Consider the following 15058-nt stretch of genomic DNA (forward strand, 5'->3'; position numbering starts at 1 on the left):
ATTTTACCAGCGCCATCTGTAATTACCTGAAATCAACAGTGATTTACGCCCTCCCAGAAACCCTACTTCCGTGCGCACCTGCCAGCGATGATTGAACTGGTATTGTGCACCGGCAATCATACTCCATTGTGAGGTAGGCTCCTTCTTAAGGTGATAATGAATAGTGATATCGTCTGGCAGGCCGTTAATCCGGTTAAGTAAGGCTTGTGCCAGTTCTTTTACTACCTTTTGCTGTGGCCTGGAAAGTGCCTGATACCATTGTTCCGTTTCTGCGATTATCTTTTCCAACTGATCTTTATCCACGGTTGGACTAAGGTCAGAAAGGTTCACAGTTCCATCTGTACCTCTGTCTATCAGGAATGCCGTAGCTCCCACCCATACTGCAATCGAGCGGTTAGGTTTATTCTTGAACAAAAAATTATATCCCAGCCTTGGAGTAATCATCCAGGTTTTGATACTGCCTTCTATATTATCCAGCCGTGTCCAGGTGTGATTGATGTCCGTGATGGTGATCAGACCATGATAGCCACCGGCAACCGTGGTTCCGAGCCCAAACGTGGTTCCTTTAAAATCGGCCTCCCCTGAAAAATTAAAGGGCTCCACTACGTTTACATGGGTCTTTGCTCTTACGGCACCTCCAATGGCATATACGTCCAGGAAAGGTAACACCCAGAGGTCCAGTCGCGCAGTAGCACTTTGCATGTCCGCCTTTACCTCACCAAATTTTACAAAGTCCATTGGCACCATGGGATTATCATTAAAGCCCACCTGCAGGTCCGTGATATTGACTAACTGACTACCGCCCTGTAGATTCAGCATGGCGCCTACCGGGTATTGGAGGTTAATTCCTTTCTGTACGGCCTTTGCTCCCCAAATGGGAAAACGATATGGATAGCCTGCACGGCGTAAACTATCTTTATAAGCCTGATCAGAGGGGCCTATTTTCATACCGGCACCGGCCTGTGCCAGCAATTGCCCGCTGCACAATAAGCCTGCAATGAGGATATATATGGATTTCATCACCATGTTCGATTAGCAACAGGGCTCTTTTTCGTTTGGGAATAGAAATAATCATTGTGATCCGCCTTCGGGCGGTGATGATGATGCTACTGTATATGCCTGGGAGTTTAACTAACGAATTTATAACAACACAAATCCGCAAAAGGTTAAGCTTTTTTTCACATTTAAAAGATTTTCATCAATTGTAAATTTGCTTCTACCTTAGTAATACCTAAGCATACACTCATTTGTCAGTCATCTTACCCTACAAAATGATGACTCATGATTAAAAATTTTCTACACTACGTACGTTTGTTCGGGTTAGTATTATCTTCCACCCTGCCGGTATATGGTCAGTTAAAGGGGGATCACCTGTTGGGAGATGCCGGTTTACAGGCAGACTTCCTTTTCAGTTATTCCCTTTATTTTCCTTCAGGGAGATATGAATTAGGCGGGGATGATAATGCAGGCCTCGGACATCGATCCTGCTAAAGATCATATCTACGCAGTAGGTGCAGAAGGCAGTGTGTATGTGCCGCAGGCACGGATGCTGTTTGACCTGCGCTGGCTGGGAGAAATGGGCGCGCGCAACAGGTTTCAGGGAAATACTTTTATGCTGACGATGGCGTATACGATTAAGTCTTTCCGTAAGGCGGAATAAAACGGGCCTTCGGCCCTGGCGATCTCGTTTCTCCAAAAGTGGCGTAAGGATTTAAGCCAGCAAAGACTTTTTTTGCTTAAGGCGCCTTCGGCGCCAGGAGAGCGATCTTTTTTTCTCGCAAAGCAGCAAAGCAGGTAAGCAGCAAAGACTTGTGTTTTGTTGTTTTTTTTAAGAAAGCGGTTTTCCGCCAACGGCGGAAAATCACTCTTTGTGGGTAAAGACCTTCGGTCTTTACCCACAAAGAGTGAAAAAACTTATTGGAACAAAATGCAGGCCTTTGCTGCTTATGCCCTTATGCTGCTTTGCGAGAAAAAAAGACAAAACAAAATTCTTTGTGAGAAAGCTAATCACGCCAGGCTTTGCGCAAAAACCGCAACCAGTTTCCGTACATAATATTTTCAATATCCGCTGCACTGTAGCCTCTGGCAGCAAACTTAGCCGGCAGCAGCTGCAGGTCAGCAATGGTTTCCAGGTCGTACGGACATTGCTCCTTTCCGAATGCACCATCCAGATCAGTACCGATACCCACATGTAAGCTATTGCCCGCCAGCTGGCAAATGTGATCAATATGATCAATCATTTTATCCAGGTTGCAGTTCATGCTTTCAGGCGTGGATGTACCACGCACCCATCCGGGCACCATCATCCAGGCGTCCAGTGCGGCGCCGATCACCGCTCCTTTGCTAATGAGGGCCTGTATCATTTCGTCGCTGAACTGGCGGTTGTGGTTTACCAGGGCGCGACAATTATTATGACTGGCCCATACGTTCCCATTAAAGATTTCCATGGCATCCCAGAAGGCATCATCGCAAAGATGCGTAGCATCGAGGATAATGTTGAGTTCCTCCATTTTGCGGATCAGCTGCCTGCCCTGCTCGTTGAGGTGACCTGTAGCATCCGTACCATTGGCATACCTGCCGGGGCCGTAATGCGCAGGGCCAACAGCGCGCAACCCTTTGTTATAGGCACGTTCGAGATAGCGGAGGTCCACCAGAGAGTCCGCACCTTCCAGGCTCAGGATATAGCCCACCGGCTTGCCATCATTGGGCGTACCGTCGTTCCAAAGCGCCAGGTGGGCTTCGAGCGACTTCCGGTCCTTGATCATCACCATTTCACCGGCATCTTCCATGGCTTTGTACCAGGCCAGCTGCCCCTGCGTTTGTGCCCAGGCCTGCTGGGGAGAGTGCCAACCCGGGAGTGGATTATCCGGCGCTACGTAGCGGCCAATCTGTGTGGCTACTACCAGCCCGATATTTCCTTTTCTCAGTTCAGGCAATGCCACCACTCCTTTGGCTCTGTCTGGCTTATCATTGAGCCCTGCCTCGCGTGCACGTATAGCCGGCACCGTTTGCTGCAGGTCCCGGTTCCACTCCAGCGCGTTCATGCTCAGATCCAGATGCGCATCTATTGTAAACATAGCGTATTTGATTTCAGACATCCGTTTACCCTGATATGGTACCCCCGATAGGAAAACTGCATTAATAATTTTCCAGGTAGCCTATCAAGGTAAACGGATAGCTTTGTGGTTAGTATAGTTCAAATAATGCTTCAATTTCCACGGGAATATTGTCAGGCAGGGAACCGAAGCCCACGGCGCTTCTTACGCCGATACCATTTTCTTCACCCCATACGGCGGCAAACAGTTCGGAGCAGCCGTTGATGATATACGGATGACGCTCGAAATCAGGTGTACAGTTCACCATACCCAGCACTTTGATCACACGTTTCACTTTATTCAGGCTGCCTACATTTGCTACAATGGTAGAGAGCATGGTAAGGCCTACCTGGCGTGCCGCCAGTTTGCCCTGCTCCATATCCAGTGCTGCGCCAATGCGGCCAATGATCAGCGACTTATCATCCTGTACCGGGCCATGACCGGAGAGGTACAGGTATTTACCATCTATCAGGCAGGGTTTGTAAACGCCCAATGGCGCCGGCGCCGGCGGCAGGTTCAATCCCAATGCTGCAAATCGCTCATCTGCATGATTGTTTTCCATAGATTATCAGTTTTTATGTTGTTTTAGTTAAAGCGTCAGATAAAAGCATTTAGCAGTAAAACGCCTGCCAAGCCTGCTGTGCCAACAATGGTTTCCATAACAGACCACGACAACAGGGTATTTTTTATACTCAGGTTAAAATATTCCTTAAACATCCAGAAGCCGGCATCGTTCACATGGGAAAACATTAAACTTCCCGCACCGATCGACAACACCATCAGGTTAGGATTGGTTCCTGCCTGCACCATCAACGGGGCTATCATGCCTGCGGCGGTGAGTCCGGCAATAGTAGCGGAACCTACACAGGCCCTGATCAGTGCGGCCATCAGCCAGCCCAGCACCAGTACCGGCACATGCCAGGTTTGCATGGCGGCTGCAATCTCGTTGCTTACACCGCTGTCTGCTAGCATCTGCTTCAACGCACCAGCGCCTGCAATGATGAGCACGATCATGGCCACATCTTTCACCGCGTCGCCGTAGATCTGCATGAGTTGTTTCATATCACGGCCCTGTGCCAGACCCAGTGTAAAAGTAGCCACTATTATACATAGCAGCATTACCATAGGCGCATCTCCGGCAAGCGTAAGCCAGGGAGTGGCACCAAGTATATGTGTGCAGGCCGTTGTGACCATCAGTAAAATAACGGGTAACAACGCCGTGAAGAAGCTATTATATCTCCCCGGTAAAACCTGACTGCTACTACTTTCCGCTACTTTAAACATGGGATTAGGGGTGGCTGGCATCTTCCGTAAAAAACGGGAGAACACAGGCCCCGCCAAAATTAAAGCGGGAATGGCTACCAGCAGGCCGTACCACAACGTTAAGCCCATGTTGGCATGAAACTGTGTGACCAGCGCCGCCGGCGAAGGATGTGGCGGTAAAAAGCCATGCGTAATGCTCAGTGCCGCCAGCGTAGGTAAGCCAATGTAAACCGCCGGAAGTTTGTACTGATACACCACGGAAAATATCAGGGGTACCATCAATACAAAGCCAACGCCGTAAAATAATGGTATACCGATGATAAACCCTGCAATCAATAGTGCCCATTGCAGGTATTTTTCGCCAAACAACTGCATGAGCGAATTAGCTATCTGCCTGGCAGCGCCACTTTCTGCGACCAGCTTGCCCAGCATGGCCCCCAGTACAATGATGGCCAGCAGCCCGCCGATGGTATCACCAATCCCTTTCTGTAAACTGGCTGGAATTTTTTCAGGCGGAATGCCCAGTAATAATCCTGCCAGTACCGACACCAGCATGAAGGCGATAAACGCATTCAGCTTTCCCCAGGTCAGCAGGAGAATGAGTAACAGCAGGCAAACAAATACGATTAAAAATGACATAGGTGAAATGGCATCAGTTAATTGAAATCTCATCCATCAGCAACATCGCATTGCCACCGGCACCGTACTCCCCTGCCGGAATTACACCTTTATTTTTGGCGTAAACCCTGATATAGCGGGCTTTTACAGGCTTCACCTGTATACGTACATTGTTGATTCCGTTGAGTAGAAATGTTTTTGTTTTAGTCATGGGCAGATAATGTACGCCATCGTTGGAATATTGAAACTCCAGGATGGTGGGTGCCCACATCTTCTGCCAGTGGTAATTCAGTACATTGGTGGCCACCACTTTCACCGGCTGTGGTGTACCCAGGTCGATCACCGCATCCAGGTCACGCTTGCTGAAACCCAGCCACTGCCCATCGTTGAACCGATGGGTACCTGTAATGCCATTTACCAGCGTTGAGGCGTTGGCGTTATATTTTGTATTAGGATCAGCTTTTATACTAATCTTAGCACCCGTTGACTTACTGATGGCAAACACCTGTTGAAATTCCCTGTATACCTGCTTTCCGTCAGCAAACAAGGCCGCACGGAGTGTAGTCGTATGCGTTAAACGCAACGGCCCTTCATAGCGCGGGCTGGTAGCTTCCGGAGCTCTACCGTTGGTGGTATACCTGATCACTGCATTAGCAGCAGTTGTTTGCAGGGAGATGTTAAGGGCGCCCCTCTCCAGGCTATCGAGCCGGTAAGTGATTTCGTTGTGTACATCGGCGCCTGCAATACCCTTGCTTTTTAGCAGTTGCTGGTGTACGGCTACACGCTTTAAAAAATCGTTATAGTCCCGCGTTTGCTGCGTGGACCATGCCCGCTCCGCCATGGCCAGCATGCGCGGGTAAATCATGTAATTGGCCTGTTGTGCAGTAGGCAGGTATTCACTCCACATCTGCCCCTGCATACCGGAAATATAAGGCAGCAAAGCCGTATCACCGGCCGCATGCAGCGGATCATAATCATACACTTCCCGGAGCGGCGTGTAACCGCCGGCAGCGGTAGGTTCCACGGCGTAGAGGGATTGATAGTGATCAAAGTACAATTCATCTTCCGGCGTCATGATCACATGGTGCTGCTGCTTTGCGGCTTCCACTGCGCCTTCCACTCCGCGCCAGCTCATCACGGTAGCTCCGTGGGCCAGCCCTCCTTCCAGGATTTCGTCCCAGCCCACCACCTTGCGGCCTTTGGACTGAATATATTGTGCAATACGTTTTACAAAATAGCTTTGCAGTTCATCCTCATTTTTCAGGTGCTCCGATTTCATACGTTGCTGGCAGGCCGGACATTTGGCCCAGCGCACTTTCGGGCACTCGTCCCCGCCGAGGTGAATATATTGGGAGGGGAACAATGCAAATACCTCGTCCAGCACATCTTCCAGGAAAGTAAAAGTGCTGTCGTTGCCGGCACAGAACACCTCATCAAATATGCCCCAGAATTGCGCCGTTTTATACGGTCCTTTGGTACAACCCAGCTGCGGATAAGCTGCCAGCGCCGCCAGCGCGTGACCAGGCATTTCTATTTCAGGAATCACATTAATGTGCCGGGCAGTGGCGTAAGCTACCACCTCCCGTATTTCATCCTGCGTATAAAAACCGCCATACCTGCGGCCATCGAACTGATGCGGTAGTTCTTTCTTGTGGCCGATAAGTGTTTGGTCGCGCCAGGCTGCGATGGACTGTAATTTGGGATACCTTTTAATTTCTATTCTCCAGCCCTGGTCATCGGTAAGATGCCAGTGGAAATTGTTGATCTTATATAAAGCCAGCTGATCAATCAGTGTTTTGAGATAGTCGACAGTAAAAAAATGCCGGCCTACATCCAGGTGCATACCACGGTAGGCAAAGCGGGGATAATCTTTTATCAACACCCCGGGAACGATGAGTTCCTTTTGTTTGAGCTGCCATAGCTGCCGAAGGGTAGCAATACCGTGTACAATACCGTCAGTACTGTATGCGGTGATGCGCACTTCATTGTTTGCAGCCTGTAGCTGGTAACCTTCCGGGGGCAGTTGCAGCGTGGTATCAACGCGGAGGACTATACGATTTTTTGCCTGTGCCGTTAAGGCAATGCCCAGCTGCTCTTCAATATAAGTGTGCAACAGCACTGCCAGGCCAGCGGTAGCGGCATCCGTTTCAATAGCGGTATTATGGGAGATAGTTACCGTTTCTGTTGTCCATTGTGTTTGCACAGGCAAAGGAATCAGGGCTGCCGTAGCAGCCTGATTCCTTTGAGCAGCGGCATTTTGCCCGAGAGCCGCTATCAAAATTACGATCAGTAGTTTCTTCATGGTTATTTATCCCACCACATTCTTGTTGTTAAGAGATCAGGACCCTGGCGGTTAACTGCTGCCTTGTAATTGATGGCGTTGATACTTTGTTCCTGGCCGGAGTATGGGAGTCGACGTGGAATAGTACCACCGGTAGCATTACTGCGGTAGTTAACGGGCACCAGTACCGGATAACCTGTGCGACGCCAGTTGGCATAAGCTTCCATTTCATCCAGCAGATGCGCTACCCAATACTGGGAGTGAATCTGATCCATTTTTTGTTCGAGTGTACCGGCAGCGTTGAAAGGATGTGCTGCAAGGTACGCGTCAATTTTCGGCTGACTGATAACGCCGCCTTCACCGAATAAGGTAAGACTGCGCATCGCGCCTGCCACGCCATCCCTGTAATATTGCGCCGCATCGCCGGATACCCATCCGCGGGTAGCGGCTTCGCTGAGCAGCAGGTTGGTTTCAGCATTCGTTAATATTAATAAAGGTGCTGCGTATTTCAAAATTGTATTAGGATTCGGCTCTGAATACGTCACGAAATCATTCGGTTTGGAGTCCAGGCCATTAGGCATACCTTTCTGCAAAGCGGAGCTGGTATCTGCCTTATCATTATTCCATACTACGGAAAGTACCGGCAGGCGTGGGTCAGCATTGTTTTTCAGGTAGTCGATAAATGTTTTGCTGAACTTACTCCATTCCAGGTTGTTGGCACCTTTTGAATTGATGGTGTAATCCTGGTTAATGAGTTCTACGGCAACGGGGTTCTGGTTGTACGGCTGTGGGCCGCTGGCATAGGTTACAACCGCGTTGTCCGCAGCATCCAGGATTACACCACCGGTGGCTGCTTTCTGCACCCAGTCTTTCACCGGGATTTTACCGTCGGTCACTTTCGTGAGGCGCATGGCTACGCGCAGCATGAGGGAGTAACCGAATTTCTTCCATTTATTCACATCTCCTTTAAAGATATAATCAGCGCCGCCAAACGTAGGCTGAGCGGGATCAAACGCTTTAATCGCCTCGTCCAGCTCCTTGAGCATGTCCGCGTAAATATCTGCCTGTGCATCATACGCTGGCGCAAATACGCCGTTACGTGCCTGTGCTGCCTGCGTGTATGGTACATCTCCATATAAATCCGTAATACGCTGCATGAGCAATACTTTCCAGATACGGGCGGCCGACAGCTTATTCACCGAAGTACCGGCTACTTTGCCGGATTTGTTGGCATCAATGATGTCCTGCACGTTCAGGATAGAATTCGTATAGGCGTAACGGAAGTAGAAGCCCTGGTAAAAATCGTTGACTGCATATTTATCACCGGAGCCGGAGCCACCGATTTCCTTGGCCACTGCAAAGTGCTGTACATAGGTACCGCAGTGGAGGTAGGAGCTGTAGTAGTAAGCGCGATCGTATACATAGCTTCCCTTAAGCAAACTCTGTGAGAACATGTAGTCCACATTCATGTTCGTAGAGGCGTTAGGGTTGGTATTCAGTTCCTCGAAGCCTTTGTCGCAGGAAGCCAGTCCCAGCGCTGCTCCCAGGAGCAAGAGGTATTTATATTTTGACAAACGTTGCATGCGGTTAGGTTTTAAAATTTCACGTTCAGGTTAAGACCATAGCTTCTTGTTGGCGGTACACCAAACATTTCAAAGCCTTGTGCGCTACCATTGCTGAAGGTTGATTCCGGATCGATATTCGGCGCATTTTTATACAGGATCAGCAGGTTTCTGGCCACAAAGGATACAGAGGCGTTCTGCACTTTGGCGAAAGAAAGCAGCTGTGTGGGAATATTGTAAGAGAGCACCACCTGGCGCAGTTTGATGAAGCTGGCGTCGTAGATGAATTTCTCAGAGATATTTTTCCAGTTGTCGTAATACTGCTGGATACCGGTGCTGTAGTTAAACGTTTTGGTAAACGGTTTACCATCTGCATCCACGCCGGTAACAGTGAGCCCGTCAGTACGGCCGGGGAGCGTGATTTTAGTAAGACCAAAGCGGGTGCCATACAGGTTGGTGCCGGAGTATACTTTACCACCAAAGCGGCCATCGATGAGGAAGTTCAGATCGAAGCGCTTGTAGCGGAAGCTGTTGGTGATACCACCGGTTGTAGGTGCGATACCGGTGCCATAATCCTGCAGGTCTGTTCTTAATTCGTAGCCGTTGTTTTTGTCGTACATGGTGTTGCCGTTAGCATCCTTTTTCACGCCATAGCCCATGATGGAGCTGTAAGGCTTGCCTACCTGTGCGTAGAGGAATGCGTAGGAGTTCACTGTTTTATCCAGTTCCAGGCTGTTGAGGCCGTTGAGGGATTCTACACGGTTACGGTTATACGCCATGTTCAGACTTACTTCCCAGCTAAAATTTTTGTTTTTGTAAGGGGTGCCGTTGATCAGGATTTCAACGCCCTTGTTACTCATTTCACCTACGTTGAGGTAGGCGTAGTTGTAGCCGGCCGACTGGCTGATGGCTACGCGCATGATATCGTTCACGGTTCTGCGTTGGTAGAGGGTAACATCGAAGCCGATGCGGTTGTTGGCAAAGCGGCCTTCCAGGCCGAGTTCTGCGGTGGTGGACGTATATGGCTTCAGGTTAGGATTAGGCGCTACCAGTTCACCGGAGGTGGTACCAGTTGTTTGCGTAGGTGTTTGCAAGGGTTGGTTGTTATGACCACCGCCTGGCACCATGCTGTAGGTTTGGTTCAGTGCGTACGGCATAGGTGCGCCGCCGCCTACCTGTGCCCAGCTGGTTCTGATTTTAGCGTAATCTACCCATTTAGGCATGGCCACTGCTTCTGACAGCAGGAAGCTGGCACCTACGGAAGGGTAGAAAATGTTATTGCTGGTGGCAGCCAGGGTGGAGAACCAGTCGTTTCTTCCTGTTACGGAGAGATACAGGTAGTCCTTGAAGCTGAGGTCCACGGAACCGAACACCGAATTGGTGGCCAGTCGCTGATTCAGCACTGTAGTGGTGAGGCCGAGCACATTGGAAGGGTCGTAGAATCCTGGCTGGAAGAAGGTACGGCCTTGCATGGTGGTGGCATCGTTGATGCTTTTGCGGCGGTTACCACCGGCGAGGGCGGTGAGCTGGAGGTCGCGACTGATTTTCGTGTTGTAGTTGAAAGTCAGTTCCGCATTGGTTTCGGTGATGGCGGCATCTGTTTGCAGATAGTAGCCATCTGTGTAGTAGGCAGTACCTGAAGGCACGATACCTACGAAGGTGCTGCTGGTGCGGTCGGTAGTTACGCGGCCGCGTACAAAGAAGTTGTCGAGCAGGTTGTATTTGATACCGAGGTTACCGATGAAGCGGTTACGATCGTCGTGGTTCTGGAATTTGTTAACGGCGAAGTATGGGTTGGTAGCGAATTCGGAAGGGTTCCATTTCACTTCGTTACCATTTTTATCGTAGCCGGGTTCCAGGTTGCGAATATCAACCGTGTTGGCGATCATATAGGTACCCCAGTTAGGGTTGCCGGTAGCGTCACCAACGCCGGATCTGTTCTGTGATTTCTCGATGTTGTATTGTGCGTACCCTTCCACGCTGAGGCGTTTGCTGAGGTTGGCGTTTACACCAAGGTTAAATATTTTTTTGTTGAGGTGCTGGTTAGGAACCAGGCCTCGGTTGTTCATATCGGAGAGGGAGGCGCGGAAAGACGCGGCTTCGTTACCACCGGAAAAGCCTACTGTATTGGTGAAGGTATTGCCGAGGTTATAGAAGTTTTTGATATTGTTTTTCTGTGCCGAGTAAGGGCGGGCTACGCCATCGAACTGGATGACGGGGGTGCCGTCGATTTTAGGCCCCCAGGAGAGGCGGCCTGCGCTGATGGCTTCATTTTGCGTGGTAGGCTTTTTACCGTTTACGCCAGAGCCATATTCATATTGCCAGTCGGGCGTGATGGAAGGTGACTCCAGGGTGAAGGTGCCGTTATAGTCGACGCCGATGCCTTTTTGTTTCACGCCTTTTTTGGTTGTGATGAGGATAACGCCGTTGGCGGCGCGGGAGCCGTAGAGGGCGGCGGCGGGGCCACCTTTGAGTACGGTGATGGATTCGATATCATCCGGGTTGATGCCGCCGATACCGTCGCCGCGGTCCTGGTTGAGGCCTATGGAGCCGTTACCGTTGGATGGGCGGGCTGCGGTGGTGTTATCGATGGGCATACCATTGATCACGTACAGCGGCTGATCATCGCCGTTGAGGGAGCCGGTACCGCGAATGACTACACGACTGGAGGCGCCTGGGCCGCCTGCGAGGGAGGCTGCGTTTACGCCGGCTACTTTACCGGTGAGGGCGTCACCGAGGTTCATGGCGCGGGCTTTGGTGAAGTCGGAGCCTTTTACTTCTGTGATGGCGTAGGCCGTAGCTTTCTTCTCTTTTTTGATACCCAGTGCCGTTACCACGAGTTCGTTGAGGGCTTTGGAAGAGAGTTCCAGCTGGATTTGGATGTTGGTTTGTCCGGCGGCTACGCTCACTTCTTTTTTATCGTAACCGATAAACGATACCAGTAAGGTGACGTTGGTTCCCTGGAGGTTATCCGGCAGTTTAACGGTGAACTGCCCTTCCAGGTTGGTGGTGGCGCCGATTCCTTTGGCGTTGAGCAGGGATACGTTGGCGCCGATAATTTTTTGTCCGTCGGTACCGGCAACGGTACCGGAGATCTGGGCGGCTTTGTTTTGAGCGAAGCTCACCACACTGCTACAGATACAGTACAGGCATAGTAGCAATTTCGTGAAAGTTGCCAGGTTTAAGACATTTTTCATGTTAGTGGTTTGGTTGATATTCTTCAAATAATGCGGAAATACGTGTCTAAAAGTAGGAAAAGATTTGATTTCTGCAAATTATTTGCAAATATTTCTGCAATATTAACGCAAACAAATTTTAGAATGCGTTTATGTGTAAGGTTAAATTATTGATAATTAACAACTAATGAATTTACAATTACCGCAAAAATCGAATTTGAAATAATAAAAATGCAAAAAATCATTCTATAAGGATTATTTTTGTTGTATGTATTATATTAGTCGTAAATCTTATACTCAAAAAGATAACCGAGCTATAATACTTTCATCTAAATTCAGAATTGTCGACACGCTATGGATAGTGCAAATACCCAAGACCAGCTGCCCCCGGTGACTCTCACCAAAAAAGCCAGGAAGCAGCTCATCATTCAACAGGTGAATATCCACACCCGCATTACATATACGGAACTGGTAAACCTGATCAACGTATCAGAAGATACCATCCGCCGCGACGTGAACGAGCTTGCGGACGACGGGGAAGTGGTGAAGATCAAGGGTGGCGCCATGTCCATTGCCTATCACTATGGCCATGAAAGCGAGACCTACGCACAAACAAACAAGCTGGTAATTGCCGATAAAACACTGCAATTATTGCGGGACGATATGATCGTACTCATCGGCGGTGGTACCACTATCCGGGAGTTCATTAAAAAGATCCCCAATAACCTCAAAGCCACCTTCATCACCGTGAATGTACTCAGCGCCGTAGAGCTGCTGGATAAGCCCATGATTAAAACAATCGTAATAGGAGGCCAGATTTCAGCGTATTCGCAGATGACGGTGAGCGGGGAAGTATTTGAGTATTTATCCAACATCAAAGCTGACCTCTGTATCATTGGCACCAACGCCATCGACCCGGTAAACGGCCTCACAGATGCGGACTGGGAAACGATACAGGTGAAAAAAGCGATGATAAAAGCCGCAGATAAAGTTGCAATTCTTGCAATTTCTGAAAAGCTGAATTCGTCGATGAAAATGAAGATCGCAGACCTCTCAGATATTCATTACCTGATCACGGAACTGCCGGCGGACAGTAAGGAGTTACAGGCGTATAAGGCGAAGGAGCTGGTGATATTGTAGTTGCTCGCAAAGGATTTTTAAGCGGGGGCGCCTTCGGCGCCTGTGGCGCGGTCTTTTTTGCACGCTAAGCAGCAAAGCAGGTAAGCAGCAAAGGATTTTGTTTTGTTGTTTTAGGGTTTTTATTTTTTATCCCTTCGGGAGATATAAAAGCGGCGGAGCCAATGGCCCCGCCGCTTTTTTGTATTTACGAGGCGCTGATCAAACCCCGGATAAATTCACTGTAAGACTCCTTAAACGGTAGCACCTTATCGATGAAGAGTTTGTTCCGTACCGTTGTAACGGCTTGCTGTAACACAGGATTATACCCTGCTACGGTTACCTCTCTCCAATAAATACCCGACCCTCTTTTTTGCCAGGCAGGCAAATCGTTATAGTTGATCCCGTGTGAAAACAGCAGCTCGTTTTTATCGGCACTGCTGAGTCCTTCAATGCGGTTGGTGGCCGCTACGGCGGACAAGCCACTATTTCGCAGCAGCCAGTAACAATGTGCGCTCAGCGCATTACGGTGTGCATCTTCATTCCGCCAGCGGAAATAATCTGTAACGACAGCTGCGTTCGGAAACTCGCAGATACGGCAATCGAAACTTGCCACATCTCCCAGTAATAAAGAAAATTTAGCACTCGCCTCCCCTGCCAGCAAGGAATTCAGCTTACGCTCCTTCCTGCTGAACGACTGGTCCTGCAAATGGAACAACAAGGATATTTCATCACTCTGCGTATAGCCATAAATGATATTAAAGCCGCAGTTCATCAGGTGCAACACCGTCGCAATCATATAATCATGAAAACGTTCGTCGAATGGTTTGGCAAAATCATGCCGCTCCTTGGTGAGCTTTGTAAAGCCGCGCCCGTCAATACGCGCCACAATATACATTTCCGGCATGATGCTGCGGTCGTTCACCGTTTCAAAGCTTCGCATCCGCTGGTCCAGCTCTTCAAATTTCATGCTGCCAGGGTTTAATAATAAATATGATTGCTTCCATTGTAATTATTACACCTCCATCTCCCTAACTCATATAAAACGATAAAACAACAAAACACAAAAAGCTCCTCCTCTATCTCCAACTCCTTATAAACAACAAAACATAATCCTTTGCTGCTTACCTGCTTTGCTGCTTTGCGTGCAAAAAAGACCACTCCCCGGCGCCGAAGGCGCCTACTTAAACACTTCCCCTTACGCCTCTTTGAGAGCAACCCGCTTATAATAAATAATCGTCCCCGACAACCCACCGTGCGGCTTCAGTGCAAAGTCAGGAATCACACCCACCTTCTGAAAGCCCAGTGCCTCATAAAATCCTGCTGCACCTTCATCTTCCGCCGTATCCAGTGTGATCAGCGTACGGTTTTTCTGCAGGGCAATCGCCTCTGCCGCATCCATCAGTGCGCGGGCAATCCCCTGCCCCCTGTAGGCCACCCGTACCATCATTTTGGCCACTTCAGCGCGATGCGGCTGGTTAGGCGGCGAATTCAGTATAAGCGTAACCGTACCGATGAGCTTAGCCCCATCGAAAGCACCCAGCACTACCCGCTCCCCCGCAATCACTGCGTTGATAGACGATCGCCAGAAGGCCTGCGCTACATTTTCCTGCAAAGGATGCATGAAACTCACTGAGCCGCCATGCGCCACAGTTTCGATTAATAAGTCGGCCAGCGCGTTGATAATCTCCGGCTCGTACACCAGCGGAGCTATATGGTATCCTGGATTCATTTGAACATTAATTTTATAATTCTATTTTAGTTTCAGGGAGATGGTAATGCCGCGACTAAAATAATAATTACCGGGATGAATGTTATAAAATTATGTTACCCGGCTGCGGCAAATCACCCACCCTGTTTTTTTTACTCGTGTCCACTGCCTTATCCGGTACCCCCATATCTCAGATCCATATCAATTTTTTTCACAAAAGTGCAACTACCCTACAG

General features: G+C 49.3%; 12 protein-coding genes. 3 read left to right on the plus strand and 9 right to left on the minus strand.

What is annotated here, in order from left to right; all coding sequences use genetic code 11:
- Positions 1-3: 3 nt before the first annotated feature.
- Positions 4-1020, minus strand: coding sequence for a hypothetical protein (locus BUB18_RS26220; protein ID WP_143160108.1), 1017 nt, complete (start codon positions 1018-1020; stop codon positions 4-6).
- 261 nt (positions 1021-1281) lie between these two features.
- Here BUB18_RS26220 and BUB18_RS29520 point away from each other — a divergent pair, with 261 nt between their 5' ends.
- Both BUB18_RS29520 and BUB18_RS26225 read left to right on the plus strand, forming a co-directional pair.
- A complete protein-coding gene (locus BUB18_RS29520; RefSeq protein ID WP_143160109.1) occupies positions 1282-1491 on the plus strand; it encodes a hypothetical protein in 210 nt (69 codons plus the stop codon).
- Entirely contained in the window at positions 1463-1660 is a 198-nt protein-coding gene (locus tag BUB18_RS26225) for a hypothetical protein (RefSeq protein ID WP_178372216.1), read from the plus strand. Before BUB18_RS29520 ends, BUB18_RS26225 begins: the two co-directional genes overlap by 29 nt.
- A gap of 343 nt (positions 1661-2003) precedes the next feature.
- On the opposite strand, the gene BUB18_RS26230 is transcribed toward BUB18_RS26225, so the two are convergent.
- The 6 genes from BUB18_RS26230 to BUB18_RS26255 all read right to left on the minus strand — a co-directional run bounded on the left by BUB18_RS26230 (position 2004) and on the right by BUB18_RS26255 (position 12016).
- Entirely contained in the window at positions 2004-3077 is a 1074-nt protein-coding gene (locus BUB18_RS26230; RefSeq protein ID WP_073086917.1) for a dipeptidase, read from the minus strand.
- A gap of 109 nt (positions 3078-3186) precedes the next feature.
- Positions 3187-3657: a RidA family protein gene (locus BUB18_RS26235; RefSeq protein ID WP_073086865.1), complete on the minus strand. Its 471-nt coding sequence runs from the start codon at positions 3655-3657 to the stop codon at positions 3187-3189.
- A 35-nt stretch (positions 3658-3692) separates the two neighbouring features.
- Positions 3693-4997, minus strand: coding sequence for a gluconate:H+ symporter (locus BUB18_RS26240; protein ID WP_073086867.1), 1305 nt, complete (start codon positions 4995-4997; stop codon positions 3693-3695).
- Between the two features lie 13 nt (positions 4998-5010).
- On the minus strand, positions 5011-7278 hold the full coding sequence (locus BUB18_RS26245) for a glycoside hydrolase family 20 protein (RefSeq protein ID WP_073086869.1): 2268 nt from the start codon (positions 7276-7278) through the stop codon (positions 5011-5013).
- A 2-nt stretch (positions 7279-7280) separates the two neighbouring features.
- Positions 7281-8840 (minus strand): SusD/RagB family nutrient-binding outer membrane lipoprotein, encoded by a 1560-nt coding sequence (locus tag BUB18_RS26250; protein WP_073086871.1) that lies wholly within the window; start codon positions 8838-8840, stop codon positions 7281-7283.
- Between the two features lie 11 nt (positions 8841-8851).
- The gene (locus tag BUB18_RS26255) at positions 8852-12016 is read right to left on the minus strand and encodes a SusC/RagA family TonB-linked outer membrane protein (protein ID WP_073086873.1); all 3165 of its coding nucleotides are present in this window, start codon (positions 12014-12016) and stop codon (positions 8852-8854) included.
- Between the two features lie 333 nt (positions 12017-12349).
- Between BUB18_RS26255 and BUB18_RS26260 the strand changes: the two genes are divergently transcribed.
- Positions 12350-13135 (plus strand): DeoR/GlpR family DNA-binding transcription regulator, encoded by a 786-nt coding sequence (locus BUB18_RS26260; protein ID WP_073086875.1) that lies wholly within the window; start codon positions 12350-12352, stop codon positions 13133-13135.
- A gap of 184 nt (positions 13136-13319) precedes the next feature.
- Here BUB18_RS26260 and BUB18_RS26265 read toward each other — a convergent pair whose 3' ends face one another.
- Both BUB18_RS26265 and BUB18_RS26270 read right to left on the minus strand, forming a co-directional pair.
- Positions 13320-14081 (minus strand): tRNA(His) guanylyltransferase Thg1 family protein, encoded by a 762-nt coding sequence (locus tag BUB18_RS26265; protein ID WP_073086877.1) that lies wholly within the window; start codon positions 14079-14081, stop codon positions 13320-13322.
- Positions 14082-14309: 228 nt separating this feature from the next.
- Entirely contained in the window at positions 14310-14843 is a 534-nt protein-coding gene (locus tag BUB18_RS26270) for a GNAT family N-acetyltransferase (RefSeq protein ID WP_073086879.1), read from the minus strand.
- Between the last annotated feature and the right edge of the window lie 215 nt (positions 14844-15058).

The organism is Chitinophaga jiangningensis (assembly GCF_900142605.1).
Lineage (GTDB): Bacteria > Bacteroidota > Bacteroidia > Chitinophagales > Chitinophagaceae > Chitinophaga > Chitinophaga jiangningensis.